The organism is Desulfovibrio mangrovi (assembly GCF_026230175.1).
GTDB classification, from domain to species: domain Bacteria; phylum Desulfobacterota; class Desulfovibrionia; order Desulfovibrionales; family Desulfovibrionaceae; genus Halodesulfovibrio; species Halodesulfovibrio mangrovi.
Map to the genome: position 1 here is coordinate 3,749,724 of NZ_CP104208.1, position 21,528 is coordinate 3,771,251.

20 protein-coding genes and 1 riboswitch are annotated in these 21,528 nt (G+C 57.1%); of the genes, 10 read left to right on the forward strand and 10 right to left on the reverse strand.

Features of this window, described 5'->3' with window-relative positions; genetic code table 11:
• Positions 1–11 precede the first annotated feature (11 nt).
• The 5 genes from rimM to N1030_RS16770 all read right to left on the reverse strand — a co-directional run bounded on the left by rimM (position 12) and on the right by N1030_RS16770 (position 4,247).
• Positions 12–542 carry a ribosome maturation factor RimM gene (gene rimM / locus N1030_RS16750; protein ID WP_265826696.1) on the reverse strand — a complete coding sequence of 177 codons (531 nt, stop codon included), beginning with the start codon at positions 540–542 and terminating at the stop codon, positions 12–14.
• Positions 543–559: 17 nt separating this feature from the next.
• Positions 560–793 (reverse strand): KH domain-containing protein, encoded by a 234-nt coding sequence (locus N1030_RS16755; RefSeq protein WP_174404508.1) that lies wholly within the window; start codon positions 791–793, stop codon positions 560–562.
• Positions 794–868: 75 nt separating this feature from the next.
• Positions 869–1,105, reverse strand: coding sequence for a 30S ribosomal protein S16 (rpsP, locus tag N1030_RS16760; protein ID WP_265826698.1), 237 nt, complete (start codon positions 1,103–1,105; stop codon positions 869–871).
• A 106-nt stretch (positions 1,106–1,211) separates the two neighbouring features.
• Positions 1,212–2,849 (reverse strand): signal recognition particle protein, encoded by a 1,638-nt coding sequence (ffh, locus tag N1030_RS16765; RefSeq protein WP_265826699.1) that lies wholly within the window; start codon positions 2,847–2,849, stop codon positions 1,212–1,214.
• 216 nt (positions 2,850–3,065) lie between these two features.
• A complete protein-coding gene (locus tag N1030_RS16770; protein ID WP_265826700.1) occupies positions 3,066–4,247 on the reverse strand; it encodes a pyridoxal phosphate-dependent aminotransferase in 1,182 nt (393 codons plus the stop codon).
• 209 nt (positions 4,248–4,456) lie between these two features.
• Positions 4,457–4,565, forward strand: a riboswitch (SAM riboswitch).
• 9 nt (positions 4,566–4,574) lie between these two features.
• Here N1030_RS16770 and N1030_RS16775 point away from each other — a divergent pair.
• The 4 genes from N1030_RS16775 to N1030_RS16790 all read left to right on the forward strand — a co-directional run bounded on the left by N1030_RS16775 (position 4,575) and on the right by N1030_RS16790 (position 8,059).
• On the forward strand, positions 4,575–4,730 hold the full coding sequence (locus tag N1030_RS16775; protein WP_265826701.1) for a hypothetical protein: 156 nt from the start codon (positions 4,575–4,577) through the stop codon (positions 4,728–4,730).
• A gap of 206 nt (positions 4,731–4,936) precedes the next feature.
• On the forward strand, positions 4,937–6,076 hold the full coding sequence (gene metX, locus N1030_RS16780; protein WP_265826702.1) for a homoserine O-acetyltransferase MetX: 1,140 nt from the start codon (positions 4,937–4,939) through the stop codon (positions 6,074–6,076).
• Positions 6,066–6,698, forward strand: a complete 633-nt coding sequence (metW, locus tag N1030_RS16785) for a methionine biosynthesis protein MetW (protein WP_265826704.1) — start codon at positions 6,066–6,068, stop codon at positions 6,696–6,698. The genes metX and metW overlap by 11 nt, the downstream gene beginning before the upstream one ends.
• 62 nt (positions 6,699–6,760) lie before the next feature.
• Complete coding sequence (locus N1030_RS16790) at positions 6,761–8,059, forward strand: O-acetylhomoserine aminocarboxypropyltransferase/cysteine synthase family protein (RefSeq protein ID WP_265826706.1); 1,299 nt, start codon at positions 6,761–6,763, stop codon at positions 8,057–8,059.
• Between the two features lie 95 nt (positions 8,060–8,154).
• On the opposite strand, the gene N1030_RS16795 is transcribed toward N1030_RS16790, so the two are convergent.
• Complete coding sequence (locus N1030_RS16795; RefSeq protein ID WP_265826707.1) at positions 8,155–8,415, reverse strand: hypothetical protein; 261 nt, start codon at positions 8,413–8,415, stop codon at positions 8,155–8,157.
• Complete coding sequence (locus N1030_RS16800; RefSeq protein ID WP_265826708.1) at positions 8,378–9,979, reverse strand: 3-phosphoshikimate 1-carboxyvinyltransferase; 1,602 nt, start codon at positions 9,977–9,979, stop codon at positions 8,378–8,380. The genes N1030_RS16795 and N1030_RS16800 overlap by 38 nt, the downstream gene beginning before the upstream one ends.
• A 764-nt stretch (positions 9,980–10,743) precedes the next feature.
• On the opposite strand from N1030_RS16800, the gene aprB reads away from it, so the two are divergent.
• The 6 genes from aprB (at position 10,744) to N1030_RS16830 (ending at position 18,968) form a co-directional block, all read left to right on the forward strand.
• Positions 10,744–11,232: an adenylyl-sulfate reductase subunit beta gene (aprB, locus tag N1030_RS16805; protein WP_265826710.1), complete on the forward strand. Its 489-nt coding sequence runs from the start codon at positions 10,744–10,746 to the stop codon at positions 11,230–11,232.
• A 54-nt stretch (positions 11,233–11,286) separates the two neighbouring features.
• On the forward strand, positions 11,287–13,284 hold the full coding sequence (aprA, locus tag N1030_RS16810; protein ID WP_265826712.1) for an adenylyl-sulfate reductase subunit alpha: 1,998 nt from the start codon (positions 11,287–11,289) through the stop codon (positions 13,282–13,284).
• 170 nt (positions 13,285–13,454) lie between these two features.
• A complete protein-coding gene (locus tag N1030_RS16815; protein ID WP_265826713.1) occupies positions 13,455–14,693 on the forward strand; it encodes a CoB--CoM heterodisulfide reductase iron-sulfur subunit A family protein in 1,239 nt (412 codons plus the stop codon).
• A gap of 6 nt (positions 14,694–14,699) precedes the next feature.
• Entirely contained in the window at positions 14,700–16,952 is a 2,253-nt protein-coding gene (locus N1030_RS16820; RefSeq protein WP_265826714.1) for a hydrogenase iron-sulfur subunit, read from the forward strand.
• 13 nt (positions 16,953–16,965) lie between these two features.
• Positions 16,966–18,129 (forward strand): quinone-interacting membrane-bound oxidoreductase complex subunit QmoC, encoded by a 1,164-nt coding sequence (gene qmoC, locus N1030_RS16825; RefSeq protein WP_265826715.1) that lies wholly within the window; start codon positions 16,966–16,968, stop codon positions 18,127–18,129.
• 89 nt (positions 18,130–18,218) lie between these two features.
• On the forward strand, positions 18,219–18,968 hold the full coding sequence (locus tag N1030_RS16830) for a coiled-coil domain-containing protein (RefSeq protein ID WP_265826716.1): 750 nt from the start codon (positions 18,219–18,221) through the stop codon (positions 18,966–18,968).
• Positions 18,969–19,123: 155 nt separating this feature from the next.
• Here the strand turns inward: N1030_RS16830 and moaA are convergent, their stop codons facing one another.
• From moaA to N1030_RS16845, 3 genes are read right to left on the reverse strand one after another with little or no spacing between them, the layout of a single operon-like run.
• Complete coding sequence (gene moaA / locus N1030_RS16835; RefSeq protein WP_265826717.1) at positions 19,124–20,197, reverse strand: GTP 3',8-cyclase MoaA; 1,074 nt, start codon at positions 20,195–20,197, stop codon at positions 19,124–19,126.
• On the reverse strand, positions 20,194–20,808 hold the full coding sequence (gene mobA, locus N1030_RS16840; RefSeq protein WP_265826719.1) for a molybdenum cofactor guanylyltransferase: 615 nt from the start codon (positions 20,806–20,808) through the stop codon (positions 20,194–20,196). The genes moaA and mobA overlap by 4 nt, the downstream gene beginning before the upstream one ends.
• Complete coding sequence (locus tag N1030_RS16845) at positions 20,805–21,527, reverse strand: formate dehydrogenase accessory sulfurtransferase FdhD (protein WP_265826720.1); 723 nt, start codon at positions 21,525–21,527, stop codon at positions 20,805–20,807. The genes mobA and N1030_RS16845 overlap by 4 nt, the downstream gene beginning before the upstream one ends.
• Between the last annotated feature and the right edge of the window lies 1 nt (position 21,528).

Genomic DNA, 21,528 nt, shown 5'->3' on the forward strand with positions numbered 1-21,528 from the left:
ATGGAGCTGTGCTACTCGCCGCCCAGATAGAGGTCGAGCAGTCCTTCTGGCGGTGCTATTGTGACAGTGCCGTTATCAAGATCAATGTCGGTGACGAACTCGTCGGTGGCGGGGAAGAGCACTTCCCGCTTATCGGCGCTTTCTATCACCCAGACCTCTGATCCGGCATTGAATTGGAAGTTAACGATGTGCCCGATAGAGGTGCCGTCTTGCAGGCGTACCTCCAGACCCTCGAGCTGGTAGAGGTAAACCTCATCCTCGCTGGGGTCGGGCAGTGCATTCTCGGGTACGAGAACGCTCACATTACGCAGGGTCTCTGCGCAGTTCCTGTCGCGGCAATCCTCAAGCAGCAGCAGTTCGCGTCCCTGATGGGCGCGAGTAGAGACCACCTTGTGACGGGTGGGCTTTGCCTTGCCTTTCTGCAACCACACGAAATCGTTCAGAAGTAAAGGGGAGTCCGCGTAGTATTCAACGCAGACTTCCCCCCGCAATCCGTGTGGCTTGACGATCAAGCCTATCTGTAAGAGTCGACTGTCAGTCATCCGCCCGGGCGGAGGCTTTATTCCAGAATTTCCAGAACAGAGCGCTTCCTAGCTTTGGTGGAGGCGGCACCGAGGATGGTGCGCATCGCGCGGGCCGTACGGCCCTGCTTGCCGATTACCTTGCCAAGGTCTTCCTTGGCTACCTTCAGTTCAAGAACAGAAGTCTGTTCACCCTCGACCTCAGCAACGGAGACTGCGTCAGGGTTGTCCACAAGCGATTTCGCGATGTACTCAACCAGATCCTTCAACATGGCTCACCTCCAGTCGTTGTTCAGCAGGATGTCAGCAATAGGTGAGCTGCCTAGGCAGGTCGCCATGAACAGAAGCTACTTTACTTGCTTGAGAAGTGCGCGAACGGTGTCGCTGAGTTCAGCGCCGTCGTTCATCCACTTCTGAACCTTGTCCATGTCGATCTTGATTTCGGCAGGCTCAACCATGGGGTTGTAGTAGCCCAGGTATTCAAGGGGACGACCATCGCGGCGGGACTGAGTGTTCGTCGCCACGACACGGTAGAATGCACGCTTCTTGTTGCCCATACGGGTCAGTCTGAGTTTAACGGCCATCTCGTTGTTCTCCCATTATATTATGTAATAATATGGTTTTTCCCGGAAAGCGCAAGGAGAAAGAATCCCCGGTTTTCCGCGTATTCGTTATCGGACCAAAGAGCCGCTATTTTTTCTTGCGGCCCTGCTTCTTCTTCATCTTTTCTTTTTTGCGGGCGTCGCGTTTCTTCTTCAGGTCTTCCTTGGAGAAGCCCTGAGAAGCATCGCCACCGTCCATGCCGGGGAATCCTGGCATGCCAGGCATTCCGGGCATTCCCGGCATACCGCCCATTCCGGGCATTCCGCCCATGCCCTGCATTGCCTGCATGGCTTCCATGCTGGGCATATCGGCCTTTCCGGCTTTGCCGGGCACGCCGCGCAGTTTGCCCATTCCCGGCAGATTCAATCCGGGGATGGTGGGCATGTTGGACATCTTGGGCATTTTGCCCATCTGTCCCTTTTTGCCGCCGCCACCCATCATCTGCTTCATCATCATTCGCATCTGCGAGAAGCTTTTGATGAGGTTGTCCACGTCCTGCACCTTCAGACCGCAGCCGCCTGCGATACGCTTTTTGCGGCTGACGTTGATGAGGTCGGGATTGCGACGTTCCTGATCCGTCATCGAGTTGATAATCGCCTCGATGCGGTTCATTTCCTTATCCGGCACGTTCAGGTCGCCGAGCTTTTCCTTCAGCGCACCCATGCCGGGGATAAGTTTGAGAATCCCTTCCAGCGACCCGAGCTTGCGCATGCGGCGCATCTGGGTGCGGAAGTCCTCGAAGTCGAATTCGGCCTTCTGCATCTTGAGGGCCATGGCTTCGGCTTCTTCCTGCGAAACCTCGGCCTGTGCCTTTTCAACAAGGGTGAGCACGTCACCCATGCCGAGGATGCGACCGGCGATACGGTCAGGATGGAAGACTTCGAGGTCGGAAATTTTTTCGCCCATACCGACGAACTTCACGGAAGTGCCGGTAACGGTCTTGATGGAGAGAGCCGCACCGCCGCGTGCGTCACCATCCATCTTGGTCAGCACGGCGCCCGTAAGATCGAGCTTGGCGTTGAAGGCTTCGGCCACGGTCACGGCATCCTGACCGGTCATGGCGTCGGCTACGAAGAGAATTTCCTGCGGGTTCAGCTTTTCCTTGATGGTGACCAGCTCGTTCATGAGCTGTTCATCCACGTGCAGGCGGCCGGCGGTGTCGAGCAGGATTACATTACACTGCTGTTCGCGCGCTTCTTCGTATGCGGCCACGGCGATATCCACCGGATTCATCTGCGGGGTGGAATTGTACGCCGGAATGTTCAGCTGCTTGGCCAGCGTGTGCAGCTGGTCGATTGCAGCGGGGCGGTAAACGTCGGCAGGCACCAGATACGGCTTCATTTTCTGCTTGCGCAGATAGTTCGCCAGCTTGGCGGACGAAGTCGTCTTACCGGAACCCTGCAGGCCCACCATCATGATGACGTAGGGCTGCTTACCGCGCAGGTCCAGACCCGTGGTGTCGCCGCCGAGCAGTTCCACAAGTTCGTCATGGACGATCTTGATGACCTGCTGTGCGGGGTTGACGCCTTTGATCACTTCCTGACCGAGGCAACGCTCACGGACACGGTCGGTGAATTGCTTCACGACCTTGAAGTTGACGTCCGCTTCAAGCAGGGCAAGGCGAACCTCGCGCAGGCCCTCCTGCACGTTCTCCTCATTCAGGGTCTTCTGACCACTGAACTTTTTGAAAACAGAATTCAGTCTGTCGGAAAGTGTATCAAACATCAGCACTCCACGTGAAAGACATAAGAGCGAGATCGGTAATCGAGTCCCGAAGGAAAGTCAAGGGTTCCCGTCAGCTTGTCAAGGGGAAGTTGCTGGTGCAGTGGAAATCTGTATGCAACGCAACTCTCCAATTTCATTCACGGAAAACGGCGCACCGAGTATGGAGCGGTGCGCCGTTACTTCAATGGATAAAATAACGTCGGTTTTGAACCGAAGCTAGCTGTTGGCTTTCTTGAAGCCTTCGGCCGCACGTTCGATGACTTCTTCACCCACGCAGAAGGTAAGGCGGAAGTAGCCGGGGCCGCCGAAGCCGCTGCCGGGAACCGCGAGTACCTTCTCCTGCATCAGGCGCTGGCAGAACGCCACGTCGTCGCCACCGGGAGCCTTGGGGAAGAAGTAGAACGCGCCCTTGGGCATGCGGTATTCGTATCCTGCTTCGGTCAGCACGCGGGCCATCACGTCACGGCGCTTTTCGTAGATGCTTGCATCCACCTGCGCGGTGAGGGCGGCCTTCAGCAGATGCTGGCCGATGACGGGCGGGTTTACGAAGCCGAGAATGCGGTTGGTGAGCATGAGGCCCGCCATGAGTCTGCCGCGGTCGGGCATGCGGGGCGAAAGGCACACATAGCCTACGCGCTCGCCTGCCAGTGACAGGTTCTTGGAGAAGGAGGAGAGCACCACGGCATAGTCGTACATGGGCAGCACGCTGGGCACCTCCACGCCGTCAAAGGCGAGGAAGCGGTAAGGCTCGTCGGAGATCAGGAAAACAGGACGGCCGTATTCCTTGCTCTTGGCGTCCAGCAGCTCGGCCAGCGAGGCGATTTCTTCTCTGGTGTAGACCGCGCCGGTGGGGTTGTTGGGCGAGTTGATGATGACCGCACGGGTCTTGGGCGTCATGGCGGCTTCAATGCTGTTGATGTCCAGCTCGAAGGTGTCGGGCTTGGACATGGCGGGCTTGAAGGCCACCTGATGGTTGGATGCGTAGAATCCGTATTCTACGAAATAGGGGGCCACGCCCACCACCTCGTCGCCGGGTTCCATCACCGCACGGAAGAAGGCGTTCATGGCACCGGCCGCACCGCAGGAGATGAGGCAGTCATCGGCGGCGACTTCCACGCCCTGCTCCTTCTTTACGAGGTTGGCGATGATCTGGCGTGCCCACGGAAAACCGCCGTTGGGCATGTAGCCGAAGGTGAACGGCTCTTCGGTCTTGTCGGCAAGGTCGCGCAGAATGTCGCCGACCAGTGCGGGGGCGGGAACATCGGGATTGCCGAGGCTGAAATCGCATACGGCATCCGCGCCATACTGTTTCTTCAGGGCGATGCCTGATTCGAACATCTTTCGGATCCACGAGGAGTTCTCGATGAAGCCGGAAATCTGCTGGGAGAGAAGTGTCATTGCAGTACCTCTGATTGGCTTGGGTGCCGGAAATGTTGCGTACGATCGTTCGCAGTCCGTGCGATGCAGGACTCCGGATAGGTTTGGATAGGGCATGAAGGCGCGAATGTCCAGCCGTGCAAGCCGGTTGGCATTCAGCTTTGAAACCGCTGCCGGTTTTCTCGGCGTCACCACTTGACGGCAGAATCGTACCGTCTTATCAGGAGTGGAAATCATTAAGAAGGCGTGAGAGACCTGGCTCGTAGACCGCCTAGCAACCTGAATGCCGCCAATCGGCCAAGGTGCTACTGCCAGCCCGCTCAGCGGGACCGATGAGGGAAGAATACTATGACTACCATTATTATCGCCATACAGACCATCGCAACTGCAGCCTTTGCAGCTCTGGTCCTTCGTGCGGTTCGCCCCGAACCCCGCCTCGTGCCTGTCCGTGTTTCCGACCGTGTCCGCGGTCGTCGAATGCGGTCAGGGCATCGCCCGCTTTAAGGGACAGCCCGCTCGGGCTCTGCTTCCTTTTTCCGTCGTTTCTATGAATTTCATGCGCTGCTGCGCCATGGCTGTTTTTCTGCTATGGTGCCTCGACGCGCATCCTTGTAACGCATGAGATGTCCGCATGCGCTGCCCCGCTGATCCATCGTCTTCTCTGTCGTCGATGGGGTAGCAGTCTGTCTGTTGCGGATCAGAGGTGTTCTATGACGCAGTCCAATTGCTCCGGCGCAGAAACCGCATCCAACGGCGTCTGCCTGTTCACACTTCCCGAACCGCTTGTCTTCAGGAGCGGTGCCGAGCTGTCGGGCGTGCAGCTGGCCTATGAAACGTTCGGTACGCTGGCGGCTGACAAGAGCAACGCCGTGCTCGTCTGTCATGCCCTGACCGGGGATTCGCATGTAGCCTCTTCCGTCCATGGAGGACAGGTCAAACCCGGGTGGTGGGATGAGTATGTCGGTCCCGGAAAGCCTGTGGACACTGACCGTTTCTTCGTCATCTGTTCCAATATCCTCGGCAGTTGCTACGGCTCCAGCGGGCCGGCCAGCATCAATCCCGCAACGGGCAGCCCTTACGGGCTGGATTTTCCCGTGGTCACCATTACCGACATGGTGCGCGCGCAGCGCCAACTGGTGCGGCATTTCGGCATCTCCCGCCTGTGCGCGGTCACTGGCGGTTCCCTTGGAGGCATGCAGGTGCTGGAGTGGGCCGCGCGGTATCCTGAAATGGTCGCCGCAGCCGTGCCCATTGCCACCACTACGCGGCATTCGGCGCAGGCCATTGCCTTTAATGAGGTTGCGCGGCAGTCCGTCATCTCCGATCCGAACTGGCAGCAGGGGGCCTACTATGGCGGCCCCGCACCCGATCTTGGCCTCGCGGTTGCGCGCATGATCGGGCACATCACCTATCTTTCCGACGAATCCATGCACGTGAAGTTCGGCCGCAACCTGCAGAACAGGGAGCAGCTTTCCTTCAACTTCGAGACGGACTTTCAGGTGGAGAGCTACCTGCATCATCAGGGGCGCAAGTTCGTGCAGCGCTTCGACGCCAATTCCTTTCTTTATGTCACCAAGGCAGCAGACTACTTCGATCTGGAGCTGGAGAAGCCGGAGAGCTACGCCTCGCAGGCGTTCAAGTCTTCCGACACGCGCTTTCTGGTCATCTCCTTCACCTCCGACTGGCTCTATCCCAGCTATCAATCCAAGACGCTGGTAACGCACCTGCAGCGGGCGGGTCGGGACGTGAGCTTCTGCGACATCACGGAGAAGTGGGGGCACGATGCCTTTCTGCTCCCCAACAACCATTTTGCCGATATTCTGGGAGGGTTTTTCAGCCATGTCCGCTAACCAGACTGCCGCCCTTCGCCCTCTTCGTTTTGACCAGCAGGTCATTGCTTCATGGATAGAGCCGGAAACCCGCGTGCTCGACCTTGGCTGTGGCGACGGCCAGTTGCTCGGCCACCTCGTGCGCGAAAAGCAGGTGCACGGCACGGGTATAGAGCTTTCGGAAGCGTACGTCGCCCAGTGCATAGGGCAGGGGCTTTCCGTGGTGCACGGCAATGTGAACGAGGAGTTGCCCAACTATCCCGACAAGGCGTTCGACTATGTTATCGTCAGTCAGACCCTGCAGCAGGTGCACCGTCCCACGAAGATGTTGGAGCAACTGCTCCGCGTGGGACGTTTCGGCATCGTGAGCTTTCCCAACTTCGGGTACTGGAAGGTGCGCCTGCAGGCCATGTTTGGCGGCAGGGCCCCCAAGACCCGCGAACTGCCGTATGAATGGTACGATACGCCGAACATCCGCGTGCTGACCCTTGAAGATTTCCGGAAGTACGGGGAGGAGATTCCCTTCCGCATCATGCGGCAGGAGGCCGTGGCCATGCCCGGCGGTGATCCGTTCCCGAGGCGGGTGAACCTGTTGCCGAACCTGCGTGCCTCGTACGGCATATTCATGATTGAAGGCAGGTAATTGTCCTTGTCGCAATGAGTTCTGCAAGATCGCAATTTACAGATAACACCATGGAGACAGCCATGACCGCATCATACCGTTTCGAGACCAAGGCCCTGCACGCAGGTTTTTCCAAGGACCAGAGCAACGCCCGCGCCATTCCGGTGCACCGCACCGCAGCGTATCTGTTCAACAGCACGGAGCATGCCGCCAACCTGTTTGCCCTGAAGGAGCTGGGGAATATCTATACACGGTTGGGCAATCCCACGCAGGATGCGCTTGAGCAGCGCATGGCCGCGTTGGAAGGGGGAGCCGCAGCCGTGGCGCTGGCATCGGGCACCACGGCCATTCATTACACGGTGCTGAATATCTGCCGGAAGGGAGACGAGATCGTTTCCGCCTCCAACCTGTACGGCGGCACGTATACCATGTTTGATGCCATTCTGCCGGATCAGGGCATCACCACCCGCTTTGCGGACTTCTCCAATCCTGACGACATCCGTGCCAAGATTACGGACAAGACCCGTATGCTGTTCACCGAGGTGATCGGCAATCCTTCCCTTGACGTGGTGCGCATCCGCGAGGTGGCTAAGGTTGCGGAAGAGTTTCATCTGCCGCTGGTGGTGGATTCCACCTTCACGCCGCCCAGCCTGTTCCGTCCGTTGGAGCACGGGGCGCATGTTGTGGTGCATTCGCTGACCAAATGGATCGGCGGGCACGGCACCGGACTTGGCGGCATTGTTGTGGACGGCGGCACATTCGACTGGACGGATTCCAAATTCTCGCTCTTCAACGAGCCGGACCCCTCCTATCATGGCCTGCGCTATGCCCATGACCTTGGTCCGCTCAATCCCGTGGCCTTTGCCCTGCGCCTGCGTCTTGTACCGCTGCGCAATCTCGGCGGTTGTATCAGTCCCGACAACTGCTGGTTGTTCCTGCAGGGATTGGAGACTCTGAGTCTGCGCATGGAACGGCATTGCGACAATGCGTTGCGCGTAGCCGAATATCTGAAGCAGCACGACAAGGTAGCCTGGGTCCGCTATCCCGGTCTGGCTGATGATCCTGCCCATCAGGCAGCCAGAGAGCAATTTACGGGCGGCTATGGCGGTATGGTCGTGTTCGGCATCAGGAGTGCTGCAGGCAAGGGTGCTGAAGCTGGCGCGAAGTTCATCGACAGCCTCAAGCTGGTCTCCCATCTGGCCAACGTGGGTGATGCCAAAAGTCTGGCCATTCACCCCGCGTCCACCACTCATTCGCAGTTGACCGAAGAGCAGCAGCGGGCTGGCGGCATAACGCCGGACCTTATCCGTTTCTCCGTCGGGATCGAGCATATTGATGATATTCTGGAGGATGTGGGGCAGGCGTTGGAGAGGGCTTGTTAGAAAGGATTTGGTGAAAGGACAAGCTCCCCCCATATTCAGCAAAAAAAGCCCCCGATGTTTCCATCGGGGGCTTCTCTTTTCATCTTATTTCCATTCTAGAACAGCGGTTCGGCTTCCATCTTCAGACGATTCAACCGAACCTGTGCAAACTGCATCTGCACCTGCATCTGATTCTTTTCCTGCCGGTTGGCGTGAATCTCATTGGCGAAGAAGATGCCGTTCTTGGGGTCTTCCGCTTCGAAGAGACGCTTCTGCTTTTCATCCAGCGTTTTCAGCTGCTGCTGATAGCTGGCAACAAGCTCTTCAAGAGCGGGAATGCTATTCGGCAATGATTCTGCGTCGCTTGGGTTGGTCACTGGTGGTCTCCTGCTTGGGCTTGCGAGTCATGGTCGGCTCGGGCAGTCCGTTGTAGAACGTCCAGAACGAGGGCATCAGGTCGGTGATATTGCCGGGGTTGGCCAGCTTGATGGAACGCTTCAGGAACGCGAGCATGGCAAAGGCCATGGTCCAGTTGGCGTCGGGGCTGGTCCAGAGGGGAGCGGCCGGCACGTCGACGGAGGGGAATACCTTGCCGTCGTCGATGAGCATATGAGCCTGCGCCACAAAACCTTCAACAAGCACGAGATCCATGCCTGCGGGCAGGGGGGGCAGGGCGACCGGTTCGCCGGTGGCCTTGGCGCGTGCGCACGCCATGGCAACGCTCAGCGGATAGTAGGCTGCCGGCAGGGTGCCCATATCGGGCTGGCCAGCCTTGGCTACTGCAGCCGTGGCGGAAGCGATGACCTTGCCGTCGCGGGCGGTCACTTCCAGTCCGGCAGAACGGAGCAGGGCGAGGGCGGCATCGCCTTCCTCGGTTTTTACGGGCCATGCGCCGTCAAGCTTGACCGTACCTGCGGTAAACACGGGAACGGACAGTAGGGTGGTGCCGATGACAGGGTCCAGCGCAAGCTGGGGCTCGGTGGGCACGCTGGCAGGTCCGGGGAAAATGGTGAAGTCGCTGGTGCCGCCGGAATACTGTACGCCGCACTGGTCGAGCAGGGCGGAGACTTCTGCGAGGCAGGTTTCAGCGTTGGCGTTATTGGTCAGGTTGATGGTCACACGCACATCCCAGGAAGTGGCGGCAATAAGGCAGGCCACGACGGCTTCAGCGGGAAGGTCGGAGGGGATGGCGATGGCGTCCGGGATGATGCCGGAGCATTCAAGACGAACGGGCAGACCGTTGGAGCGGGGTACTACGTGGGCCACACGGGCGCCGAGCTGCGGCAGAAAGTGGCGGAAGGCAGTAAGGTCGGCATCCTTGAGAACGGACCCGCCGGTAAATTTGAGCGTACCGTGACGACCAGCAGCCATGAGGGCGAGCAGGTAGAAGTTCAGATGATCGTCACCGGCGAATATGACCTTGTCGGCAAAGCTGAGGGCTTCGCCACCCTTGGATATGACGTCGCCATCCTGCCAGTAGAGAGAGGCGCCAGCCTGATTCAGAGCTTTGACAAGCTCGGTGACAGGATCGGCGGTGAGCAGGCTCTTCAGGCGGCATTTGGTGCCGGACATGGCAGCAAGCGTCATCCAGAGACGAGCGCTTTTCAGCGAAGCGGGACCGGGAAGATCAACGTTAACCGGCTTGCGGTTAGGAGAAAGGGTGAACTCCGTTCTCTCGTCAGATTCGGCCTTGCTGGTGAACTCGATGTCCTGAATAAGGCTGAAGAGCTGGCGGGCAAGTCTGGGGTCCTTGCTGAATTTGGTGGCGTTGGCTTCCCACAGCAGGCGCAGTTGCTTTTCGCTGGAGATGCCGGTGGTGCCGGAGCCTTCCTTCTTGGGACGTCGGGTTTTCTGGATGAGCTTGGAGCGGCGCGCCAGCAGCTTCATCAATTCCACGTCCATTTCGCTGATTTCCTCAACGAGGGTCATATTCTTTTTCATCGCTATTTGCCTTTCATTGAACATTGGTATGTGTGGCGTTCCCCTAGCGTGAAACCGCATTGTCCGCAACAAGAATAATGCGTGTCAGACAATCGCGGTTGGGCTTTAATGTATTTGTAACCTGTCGTCCGTATCAATACATTATATATAGGTCATGTTGGGCAGCAAGGGGGAATTGTGTGCCAACCTTCACAAGCTGATGCGTCGGCTCGGAACTTCTTTAAAACCGTTTTCAGTATTTGTGCATAACAGGCACAGAAGAGTAGGAAAGGGCTTTAAGGCAGGAAGTGGGTTGTTTGGTCAAACAATTCCTGCAGTTGGGGAGGCTTTACCCGCATTAATTCTGAACAAACTCTAGAAAATTCGCATTGAGGCTATTTCGTGAAAAAATGCATTAAGAACGCGCGGTGCTCTTGCAACCTTGGCCTATTCAATGTAAATGGCTATGGACCAAACGGCACAGGCCCTTGGTTAAGGGGATGTGTAGAGTTCTGTAACATCATGAAAAACAGTCGGTTATGCTGGTTTGAGTGGGCTTTGTGAAAAAAATGAACAAGCCCCTTGACCTAGTACCGCTGGCTTTGTTACTTCTCTCACAAGCGATACGGAATAGTCGTCTGTATCGTCCGTTGTCTTCGGTGGAGTCCCAAAAGGCAGGGCAATTGTTTGGATCTGCTTTTTTGTCTCCATCGAATGATGGACCCCGAAATGGGAAAAAGGCTTTTAGGTAAAACCTTTAATTTCGTTGTGTTGGAGGATAAGGTATGCCGACTTACGTAGACCCGTCTAAGTGCGATGGCTGCAAGGGTGGCGAGAAGACCGCCTGCATGTACATCTGCCCCAACGACCTCATGATTCTGGACGCTGACGCTATGCGCGCTTTCAACCAGGAACCTGAGGCATGCTGGGAGTGTTACTCCTGCGTTAAGATTTGCCCCCAGGGTGCAATCACCGCTCGTCCCTACGCTGACTTTGCCCCCATGGGTGGTACTTGTATCCCCATGCGCTCCGCTGATTCCATCATGTGGACCGTTAAGTTCCGTAACGGCAACGTGAAGCGCTTCAAGTTCCCGATCCGCACCACCCCCGAAGGCTCCATCAAGCCCTTCGAAGGCAAGCCCGAAGCCGGTAACCTGGATGACGAACTGCTGTTCACTGAAACCGAACTGGCTCTGCCCATCGAAGCTCTGGGCCAGAAGATTGAAGTTGCTGAAGCAGACATCACCATGGTTCGTAAGGCCTCCGCTGTTTAAGCGGTAGCCCCGGTCAAAGTAACGAAAAGAAAATTTCCTATAGGAGATATTATCATGCCGATGATTCCTGCTAAGGAAACGCCCCGTGGCGTTGCTATCGCTGAGCCGGTAGTAAAGGAACACGACGTCGACATCCTTATGGTTGGTGGTGGTATGGGTAACTGCGGCGCTGCTTTCGAAGCAGTGCGTTGGGCCGACAAGTACGCTCCTGAGCTGAAGATCATGCTCATCGACAAGGCCGCCCTCGAGCGTTCCGGTGCTGTTGCACAGGGTCTCTCCGCTATCAACACCTACCTCGGCAAGAACAATGCTGACGACTACGTTCGCATGGTTCGTACCGACCTGATGGGCCTGGTTCGCGAAGACCTTATCTTCGACCTTGGCCGTCACGTTGACGATTCCGTTCATCTGTTCGAAGAGTGGGGCCTGCCCTGCTGGATCAAGGACGAGCACGGCCACAACCTGGACGGCGCTGCCGCTAAGGCTGCCGGCAAGTCCCTGCGCGCTGGCGACGAATGCGTTCGTTCCGGCCGTTGGCAGATGATGATCAACGGTGAATCCTACAAGTGTATCGTTGCTGAAGCTGCTAAGAACGCCCTGGGCGAAGCCCGCATCATGGAGCGTATCTTCATCGTTAAGCTTCTGCTCGACTCCAAGGAAGAAAACCGCATCGCCGGCGCTGTAGGCTTCAACCTGCGCGCTAACGAAGTTCACATCTTCCGCACCAACGCCATGGTTGTTGCTTGCGGTGGCGCTGTTAACGTGTACAAGCCCCGCTCCACTGGTGAAGGTCTTGGCCGTGCATGGTACCCCGTTTGGAACGCAGGTTCCACCTACACCATGTGTGCACAGGTTGGCGCTGAAATGACCATGATGGAAAACCGCTTCGTTCCCGCCCGTTTCAAGGACGGTTACGGCCCGGTTGGCGCATGGTTCCTGCTCTTCAAGGCTAAGGCCACCAACTTCAAGGGCGAAGACTACTGCGCAACCAACCGCGCAATGCTGAAGCCTTACGAAGATCGCGGCTACGCTAAGGGTCACGTTATCCCCACCTGTCTGCGTAACCACATGATGCTTCGCGAAATGCGCGAAGGTCGCGGTCCCATCTACATGGACACCAAGACTGCCCTGCAGACCACCTTCGAGACCATGACTCCTGCTCAGCAGAAGCACCTCGAAGCCGAAGCTTGGGAAGACTTCCTCGACATGTGTGTTGGTCAGGCCAACCTGTGGGCATCCATGAACATTCAGCCCGAAGAAACCGGTTCTGAAATCATGCCCACCGAGCCTTACCTCCTCGGTTCCCACTCCGGCTGCTGCGGTATCTGGACTTCCGGTCCCGACGAAGCTTGGGTACCCGAAGACTACAAGGTGCGCGCTGCTAACGGTAAGGTATACAACCGTATGACCACCGTTATGGGTCTGTGGACCTGTGCTGACGGCGTTGGCGCTTCCGGTCACAAGTTCTCCTCCGGTTCCCACGCTGAAGGCCGTATCTGCGGCAAGCAGATGGTCCGTTGGTGCATCGACCACAAGGACTACAAGCCTTCCATCGCTGAAGACTCCAAGGCCCTTGCTGACCTGATCTACCGCCCCTACAAGAACTACCTGGCCGGCAAGGATGCTTCTACCTGCCCCGTAGTTAACCCCGAGTACATCTCTCCCAAGAACTTCATGATGCGTCTCGTGAAGTGCACCGACGAATACGGCGGCGGCGTAGGCACCTACTACACCACCTCCGAAGCTGCACTGAACACCGGCTTCCACCTGCTGGACATGCTGGAAGAAGACTCCCTGAAGCTCGCTGCTCGCGACCTGCACGAACTGCTTCGTTGCTGGGAAAACTACCACCGTCTGTGGACCGTTCGTCTGCACATGCAGCACATCGCGTTCCGTACGGAATCCCGTTACCCCGGCTTCTACTACCGTGCAGACTTCATGGGCCTGGACGACTCCAAGTGGAAGTGCTTTGTTAACTCCAAGTACGACGTGAAGACTGGTGAAACCACCATCTTCAAGAAGCCCTACTACCAGATCATTCCCACTGCTTAGTATCTGAGTAGGTCTTAGAACTCCCGGGCGGTTGCGGGTAACCGCAACCGCCCTTTTTCTTCCCTGACCCAGACGGTCTAAGCCGGGGCAGTAAGTTTAAATGCCTTATTGTCTGGGCTTAGGCCGTTTTGTCGAATTGGCCCGAAACATCCGTAGGGAGGATAGCAAGAATGTCCAACTCCATACTCGTCGTCGGCGGCGGCTTCAGCGGTATCACTGCCGCTCTGGAAGCTGCGGAACTCGGCTACGAAGTGTACATCGTCGAGAAAAGCCCATTTCTTGGCGGCCGGGTGGCACAGCTTAATAAATATTTCCCCAAGCTCTGCCCTCCGTCCTGTGGCCTGGAAATTCAGTTCCAGCGCATCAAGAAAAATCCCAATGTGAAATTCTTTACCCAGGCTACGGTGGAATCCGTGGCGGGCGAGGCAGGCGACTTCACCGTTACCCTGTCCATTGCGCCCCGTGGCACCGCTCCCAGCAGCGCAGACCTTGGCGCCCTTGCAGAGAGCCTTGAAGGTGAAGTGAAAGACGAGTTCAACTTTGGTCTTTCCACCCGCAAGCCCCTCTACATGGACACCCCTTTCGGCTTCCCCAATCGCTACGTTCTGGAAAAGGACAATCTTTCCAAGGCTGACAAGCTGAAGATCGGTTCCAGCGTGCATTGCGACATGAACGAAGCTGAAAAGAGCGTCGTGCTGAATGTTGGAAGCATCGTACTCGCCACCGGTTGGAAGCCCTACGACGTTACCAACCTCACCAATCTTGGTGCCGGTCAGATCAAGAACTGCGTGTCCAACATGCAGCTTGAGCGTCTTGCTTCTCCCAACGGCCCCACCGACGGTAAGATCCTGCGTCCCACCGACGGCAAGGCCCCCAAGAAGATCGCCTTCGTACAGTGCGCCGGTTCCCGTGACCAGAACCATCTGAACTTCTGCTCCTACATCTGCTGCATGGCCTCTCTGAAGCAGGCTCTGTATGTACGTGAGCAGTACCCTGATGCTGAAGTCACCATTTACTACATCGACCTGCGTACCCCCGGCCGCTATGACAAGTTCATGCGCAAGGCCACCGCGGACGAAATGATCCACCTCGTCAAGGGCAAGGTTGCCGGTGTTGAAGCCGACGCTGCCTCCGGCGACGTGATCGTGGAAGTTGAAGACGCTGTGAAGGGCACGAAGAAGAAGGTCCGCCACGACATGGTGGTTCTGGCTACCGGCATGCAGCCCAGCCTGTCCGGTGAAAAGAATCCGTTTGGTGTTCAGCTGGACGAGGACGGCTTCGTCATCGGCGGCGAGGCCAAGGGTATTTTCGCGGCCGGTTGCGCCACGAAGCCCCTGGACGTTATGCGTACCGCGCAGTCCGGTACCAGCGCCGCACTCAAAGCTATCCAGACGGTGCGAGGGAGGTAGTAGATAATGGCCCAAAAAATAGGCGTATATTTTGACCAGTCTGCTCTTGGCGTCATTGACGGTGAAGAGCTTGCTGCGCACGTTGGCAAGAAGTTCGGCGATGCCTGCCCCGTGGCAAAGGTTTTCCCCGTACTGGCTGCAGAAAGCGCCCGTGCTGAGATCCGCGCCGACATCGAGGAAGAAGAACTGGACGGCGTGATGCTGTGCGGTGCTTCCCCCCGTGTTGACTGGGATCTCTACAACTTTGAAGGCGTGCTCGTAGATCGCGTAAACCTTCGCGAACACTGCGCAATGGCCTTCAAGGATGCTGACGGTTCCGTACCGGAAGCCGGCGACGACGCACCCGAACTGCTCATGCTCATGGCCAAAGACTATGTGAACATGGGCGTGTTCAAGATGCAGAAGACCAAGACCCCCACTCCTCCGGAGTTTGAAACCGTCAAGACCATCCTCGTTATCGGTGGTGGTTGGGCCGGTCTTACTGCAGCCAAGCAGGCAGCTGACTACGGCCACGACGTTATTCTGGTGGAAAAGGAAGCTGCACTTGGCGGTAAGGCCGTGGGCATGCTCAAAACCGCTCCTCTGGAATACCCCTACACCGACGCTCACGAGACCGGCATCGAGAAGAAGATTGCCGATGTGACCGGTAACGATAAGATTAAGGTCATTACCAACGCACGTCTCGAAAAGCTGGAAGGTCTGCCCGGCCAGTACAAGGCCACCATCAAGGGTGAAGAGTTCCCCGTCGGTGCTGTCGTTCTGGCAGCTGGCTGGGTTCCCCAGAATCCCAAGGTGCTCGGCCCCATGGGCTACGGCAGCGTTCCCAACGTGGTGACCGCAGCTGAATTTGAAAAGATGGTTAAGGAAGGCACCCTTTCCGCAAAGCGCGTTGCCTTCGTTCTCAATACCGGTCTTGTAGACGGCGGCGACATCTACGCTCCTGCCTGCGCTGAAGAGGCTCCGGCCGAAGAAGCCAAGAAGGAAGAAGGCGAAGATGCTCCCAAGTACGTTCACAAGGACTTGGAATCCGTTCGTCACCTGCCTATCTCCAATGCTGTCAGCTCCGTGGTTGCCCTGAAGCAGGCCAACTATGTGTGTGACACCTTTGAAGACGGCCAGGCCTTCATCCTTTACGACTCCATGGTCGTACAGGGTATTCACGAGCGTTACTACAAGGCTGCCCAGAACCGCCTCGGCATCATGATGTCCAAGGCCGAGATCAAGGGCATTGCCGCAGACGGTGATGAAATCATCGTTTCCGCCGGCAACACCCTTATGGGTGGCGACATTGAAATAGCTGTCGACATGGTTGTTCTGCCCACGGGTATCGTACCCGCCACGGCAAAGGATCCGATCATGAACTTCGTGTACCGTCAGGGCCCGAACTTCCCGGATCTGGAACTCTTCGAAGGGTATGCAGACTCCAACTACATCTGCTTCCCCTACGAAACCCGTCGTACCGGCGTATACGCTGCAGGCTGCGTACGTCAGCCCATGATGCTGGACGCTGCCGAGGAAGACGCCATCGGCGCCACCCTCAAGGCCATCCAGTGCATCGAGTCCGCAAACCGCGGCGTTGCAGTGCATCCCCGTTCCGGCGACCTCAGCTACCCCGTGTTCAACTTCGTTCGCTGCACCCAGTGTAAGCGTTGTACCGAAGAATGTCCCTTCGGCGCGCTGGACGATGATGAAAAGGGTACGCCGCTGCCGAACTTCAGCCGCTGCCGTCGTTGCGGTACCTGTATGGGTGCCTGCCCCGAGCGTGTTATCTCCTTCGATAACTACAACATCGACCAGATCGGTACCATGATCCGTGAAGTTTACGTTCCGGACAACATGGAAACCGGCGGTCCCCGTGTCATCATCCTCGCCTGCGAAAACGACGCATACCCGGCGCTGGATATGGCCGCCATCCGCGGCAAGAAGTGGAGCCCCTACGTACGTATCATTCCCGTACGCTGCCTCGGTTCCGTCAACGCCATCTGGGTTGCAGACGCCATGTCCAAGGGTATTGACGGCGTTATGCTGCTCGGCTGTAAGTACGGCGACGACTATCAGTGCCACTTCGTGAAGGGCTCTGAAATCTGTAACCGCCGTAAGGACAACATCGCTGAGACTCTTAACCGCCTTGGCGTTGAACCTGACCGTGTGGACCAGTACGAAGTCGCCATCGACGAGTACGATAAGGTGCCGGACATGATCGAAGAGTTCATGAACATGATCTTCGAAAAGGGTCCGAACCCGTTCAAGGGCTACTAGGAGGAGATGGAACATGGCTCAGTCCGTAAGAATCCAACCTGATCTTCAGTTTGTCAAAGAGTTGCAAGCTGTTGGTGGGGACTCGCTCAAGAAGTGCTATCAGTGCGCTACCTGCAGCGTCGCCTGCCCCATCTCTCCCGCTAGCAACCCCTATCCCCGTAAGGAAATGGTATGGGCTTCCTGGGGTTTGAAAGATAAGCTCATCAATAACCCTGACATCTGGCTTTGTCACAACTGCGGCACCTGTTCCGACCTGTGCCCCCGTGGTGCCAAGCCCGGTGACCTGCTCAGCGCCCTGCGTAACATGGCTTACCAGCGCGTGAACCTCTTCCCCACCATCGGGAAGTGGATGAGCAGCCCCAAGTATCTGATCAACCTGATCGCCATTCCGGCGATTCTGTGGGCGGTCATTTGGTTCATTCGCGCAGGCCAGCTCGGCACCGCATTCCCTGTTACCGAAGCCGGTGACATCGTATACGGTCTGCTGTTCCCCGGCGACTTCACCATTGACCCCATCTTCATGGCCACTTTCTTCGGCATGATGTTCTGTTTCTTTAAGGGTACGAAGAACCTGATCAGCTCCTTCAAGCCGGAAGGCTCCACGCTGGTGCTGGGCAAGCAGAAGTCCATGCTCATGTGCCTGAAGGACGTGCTGCTTGAAGAAATCATGACCCACAAGAAGTTCAAGGACTGCGGCGACGACCGTTCCGACCGCAAGGCCGGTCACATGCTGGTCTTCTATGCCTTCCTTGCACTGATGGTCGTAACCGGCGTAGTTGCCGTTGGTCACTGGGGCGGCTACCTGTTCCCCGCTTACGCTATCCACACCCCGCTGCATCTTGCCCATCCGGTCAAGCTTCTGGCAAACGTGGGTGCCGTAATGCTTCTCACCGGCATGGCCATTCTGACCAACCGCCGTCGTGCACAGGAAGCGTCCAAGACCAAGTCCAACTACTACGACTGGTATCTGCTTAATGTCATCTGGGCTGTCGCTCTGACCGGCGTGCTTTCCGAGCTCTTCCGCTTGGCTGGCATCCCCCAGATCGCGTACACCGTGTACTACATGCACCTGGTCACCGTGTGGATGCTGTTCGCATACCTGCCCTGGTCCAAGCTGGGCCACCTGGTATACCGTACTGCAGCCCTGACCTACGTGCGTCACATGGGACGCCGTTAGAAAACGACAAGCGCTCCCGCCAGAGCGGGAGCGCGTCAAGAAAAGACTTCAACAAGAAAATATTCTTTCCTTGATTATAGGAGGCCCAAATGTCTGAAGAAGCACGCAGGGTTTTCAAAATGGAAACCATTCTTGGTGTAATTGCCGGCAAGAGCGGTGCTGATGTTGCCGATCTGCTTGGCTACCTGGCTCAGCGCGAACTCTCCACTGAAGAGCTCGGCGCAGTAGCTCCCATCGCAAAGGGCTGGCTCTACAGCCTGGAGCCCCGTTTCATGGCTTGTGCCTACAGCGAAGAAGTTGTCTTCGAAGAATGGGCTCAGAAGCAGGTTGCCACCCTGGGCGACAACGTTTCCATTGAACCCATCCCCGCTGCTGAAATGGCTGGCATTTCCGTTGTGCTGGACAAGATGGCTGAAGCCAAGGCTACCATCGCAGCTCAGGTTGCTGAAGTTGCCGAACTGAAGGGCAAGGTTGCTGAACTGGCTCCCTTCGAAGGCAAGACCGCTACCCTTGAAAAGCAGGTTGCCGATCTGACCGGTAAGCTGGACAAGGCCAAGGCTGACCTCACTGCTGCTCAGAAGGAACTGAAGACCTTCGACGGCAAGGTTGCCATCAACGAGAAGGAAATCGAATCCTCCGTTAAGGATATGGTTTCCAAGGGTCTGAAGGAAGCTCTGGCCAACCTGCCCGTTGGTGCCGCTGTTGCTGGTGCCGTTGCTGGTGAAGCCGCTGCTGCTGATGAGCCCGCTGGTTTTGAGGATTCTTCCTCTTCCGGCGAAGTACCGGATACCTTCGGTTTCGGTGCTTCCGGTGCCAGCGACGACGGTTTCGGCTTCTAAGCCGACACCGTTTGCCGCAAGCAAACGATATGAAAGCCCGGTCCTTTGGACCGGGCTTTTTTCGTGTAAGGGTAGGGAGGTTCTCCCAAATATTAAAACGGCCCGATTCAGGAGAATCGGGCCGCTTGTTTTCCAAATACTGTGGTTCCGGTTTGCTAGCCGCCTATGGCGTTCATGCGCTTGTCGGCAACTGTGTGTTCGCGCATCTTCTGCAGAATTTTGTATCCCAGCGGCTTGTTGCGGTTGGCTCGTTCAAGCACTCGGCGGACGAAGCGCTCACCCAGCTTGGGGTTTCGGAGCAGCGGGCGTAGTGAGTACTCCTTGTCTGAGAACAGGCAGGTACGGAGTCTGCCGTCTGACGTAATGCGCAACCGATTGCAGTCGTTGCAGAAATGGTTGGACATGGGAGAAATGACGCCGATTCGTCCCTTGCCGCCTTCTATGCCGTACAGGCGGGCCGGACCGGCCTTGCGTTCTCCGTGTCCCAGCGGGGTGAGGTTAACGTGCTCCTGAGCAGTGGCAAGGATGTCTGCTGCGGACCAGAAGTTGTCCTGGGTCCAGCGGTTGCACTGCCCCATGGGCATGAACTCGATGAAGCGGAAGTCTACAGGGTTGCGCCGGGCAAAGTTGATGAATACGGGGAGTTCGTCGTCGTTGATGCCTTTAAGGGCAACGGCGTTCAGCTTGACCTTCATACCCAGTGCCAGTGCCTCGTCAATGGCGCGGGTGACGTTGCGCAGCATATCCCTGCCGGTAATGTTCTGGAACTTCTGTCTGTTGAAGGTATCCAGCGAAATGTTCAGACAACGGACTCCGGCATCCTTCAGCGCTTGCACTTTGCCGGAAAGCAGCGTGGCATTGGTGGTGATACGCAGGTCAAGATGGGGGTGGCGCTGAAGCATCTGCTGTATGAGGTGCAGAATGTTCTTGCGCGCAAAGGGCTCGCCACCGGTAAGGCGAATCTTGGAAATACCCATCTCCGCCACCAGATCCACGAGCCTGAGGATCTCTTCATAGGTAAGAATGTCGTTGTGCTGCAAAAACTGCATCTGTTCGCTGCTCCAGCAGTACATGCAGCGCAGGTTGCACCGGTCGGTAACAGACAGGCGCAGATAATCAACGGTGCGGCCGTGGCTGTCGGCAAAGTGTCCGTGGGCTTCTTTACCCTGTGGAGCCGCTGAGGCTATGCCTGCAAGATCGGCAGGATCGGCGAGCAGTGATTTGGTCATAGTGCAGCTATGATTCGACGGGCCATTTCAAGGTCCGCAGGATAGTTGATGTTGAAGAAGGGGAGTGACTCCCTGCTAGTATACGGTATATGCAGTTGGGCCGATTTGTCTATCACGCGGCTCAGTTTGTATATGCCGTTCTCAATGGCTTCTTCAAAGAGCGGCAGGGCGGCAAAATCGTAAATGGCGACAAGGGATTCGATGAATCCGGTTTCCACCTGAAGGAAGGTCGTCATCAGGGTGGACTCTGTGCGCTCCTTGCGTTTTTCCACCAGTTTCATGAGGGTATGCGTATCCATGAACGGCAAATCGCAGGAAAGTACCATAATTGGTCCTTGCGCAGCACGCAGGGCGGTCATGACTCCGCCTATGGGACCAAGTCCCTTCTTTTCATCGCAGATCCAGAAATAACCGTTGGTTTTGGGTTTGGTTGTTCGCCCGGAAATCCACACCTCGTCTGTCACCTGTGCCAGCAGGCCGCAGGCACGATTGAGCATGTCCGGCTCGGAATCGCCATAGAGCCGGATAACGGTCTTGTCGTTCCCAAGACGCGTGCTCAGGCCGCCAGCGAGGACAACGCCGGTAAGGGGTTCAGACGAGGGCGCGTTCACGCAAGCACCCGTCCGGCATTGTCCACAAAGACGGAGAAGCGGCCTTCCTTGTCCCGTGTGAAGCCTACCAGCGTTGCGTTGTGCTCAGTGGCCATGTCCACGGAGGCCGTGGTGACGGCGGAGCGGCTGATGATGAACCGGAATCCGGCTCGAAGCGCCTTGGCGCACAGGCTGGAAGTGACCCGTGCCGAAACCAGCATGACCTTGTTCGAAAGGTCCACATTGGAGCGGTTGGCCCATCCGGCAATGCGATCCAGACAGTTGTGGCGGCCAATGTCTTCCGCACGGTGCAGCACCTGCATGGATACGGGATCCAGAACTCCGGCGCGATGAAAACAGCCGGTGTCGTCCCACAGGCCCTCGCCGCCCATGAAGTCCGCCATGGCCTTGAGCAGCACCGGGGCGTGGATGGGAGCGGGGTTGCCTGCAGCAGGAGGCAGCGTTGCGCCGAGCTTTACGTCAAATTCTGTTTCCGCAAGCTGTGTAACGCTGCCGATACGGCCAGCCCCGCCCATGTCCAGCAGCACGTGTCCGAGTGCAAGGTCTGCCAGATTGCAGGGCCATGCCCACAATGTCTTGGGCGGTGCATGTTCGGTGTGTATGCGTATGGGAATTTCGCGGCTGAGCACGTCATGCTGGTCTTCCCAGACTCCATCCTTGAACCGGCGGATGGTGATGCCGCGCGGGGCGGCTTCGGTACAGTGCGTCTTGATGGCCATA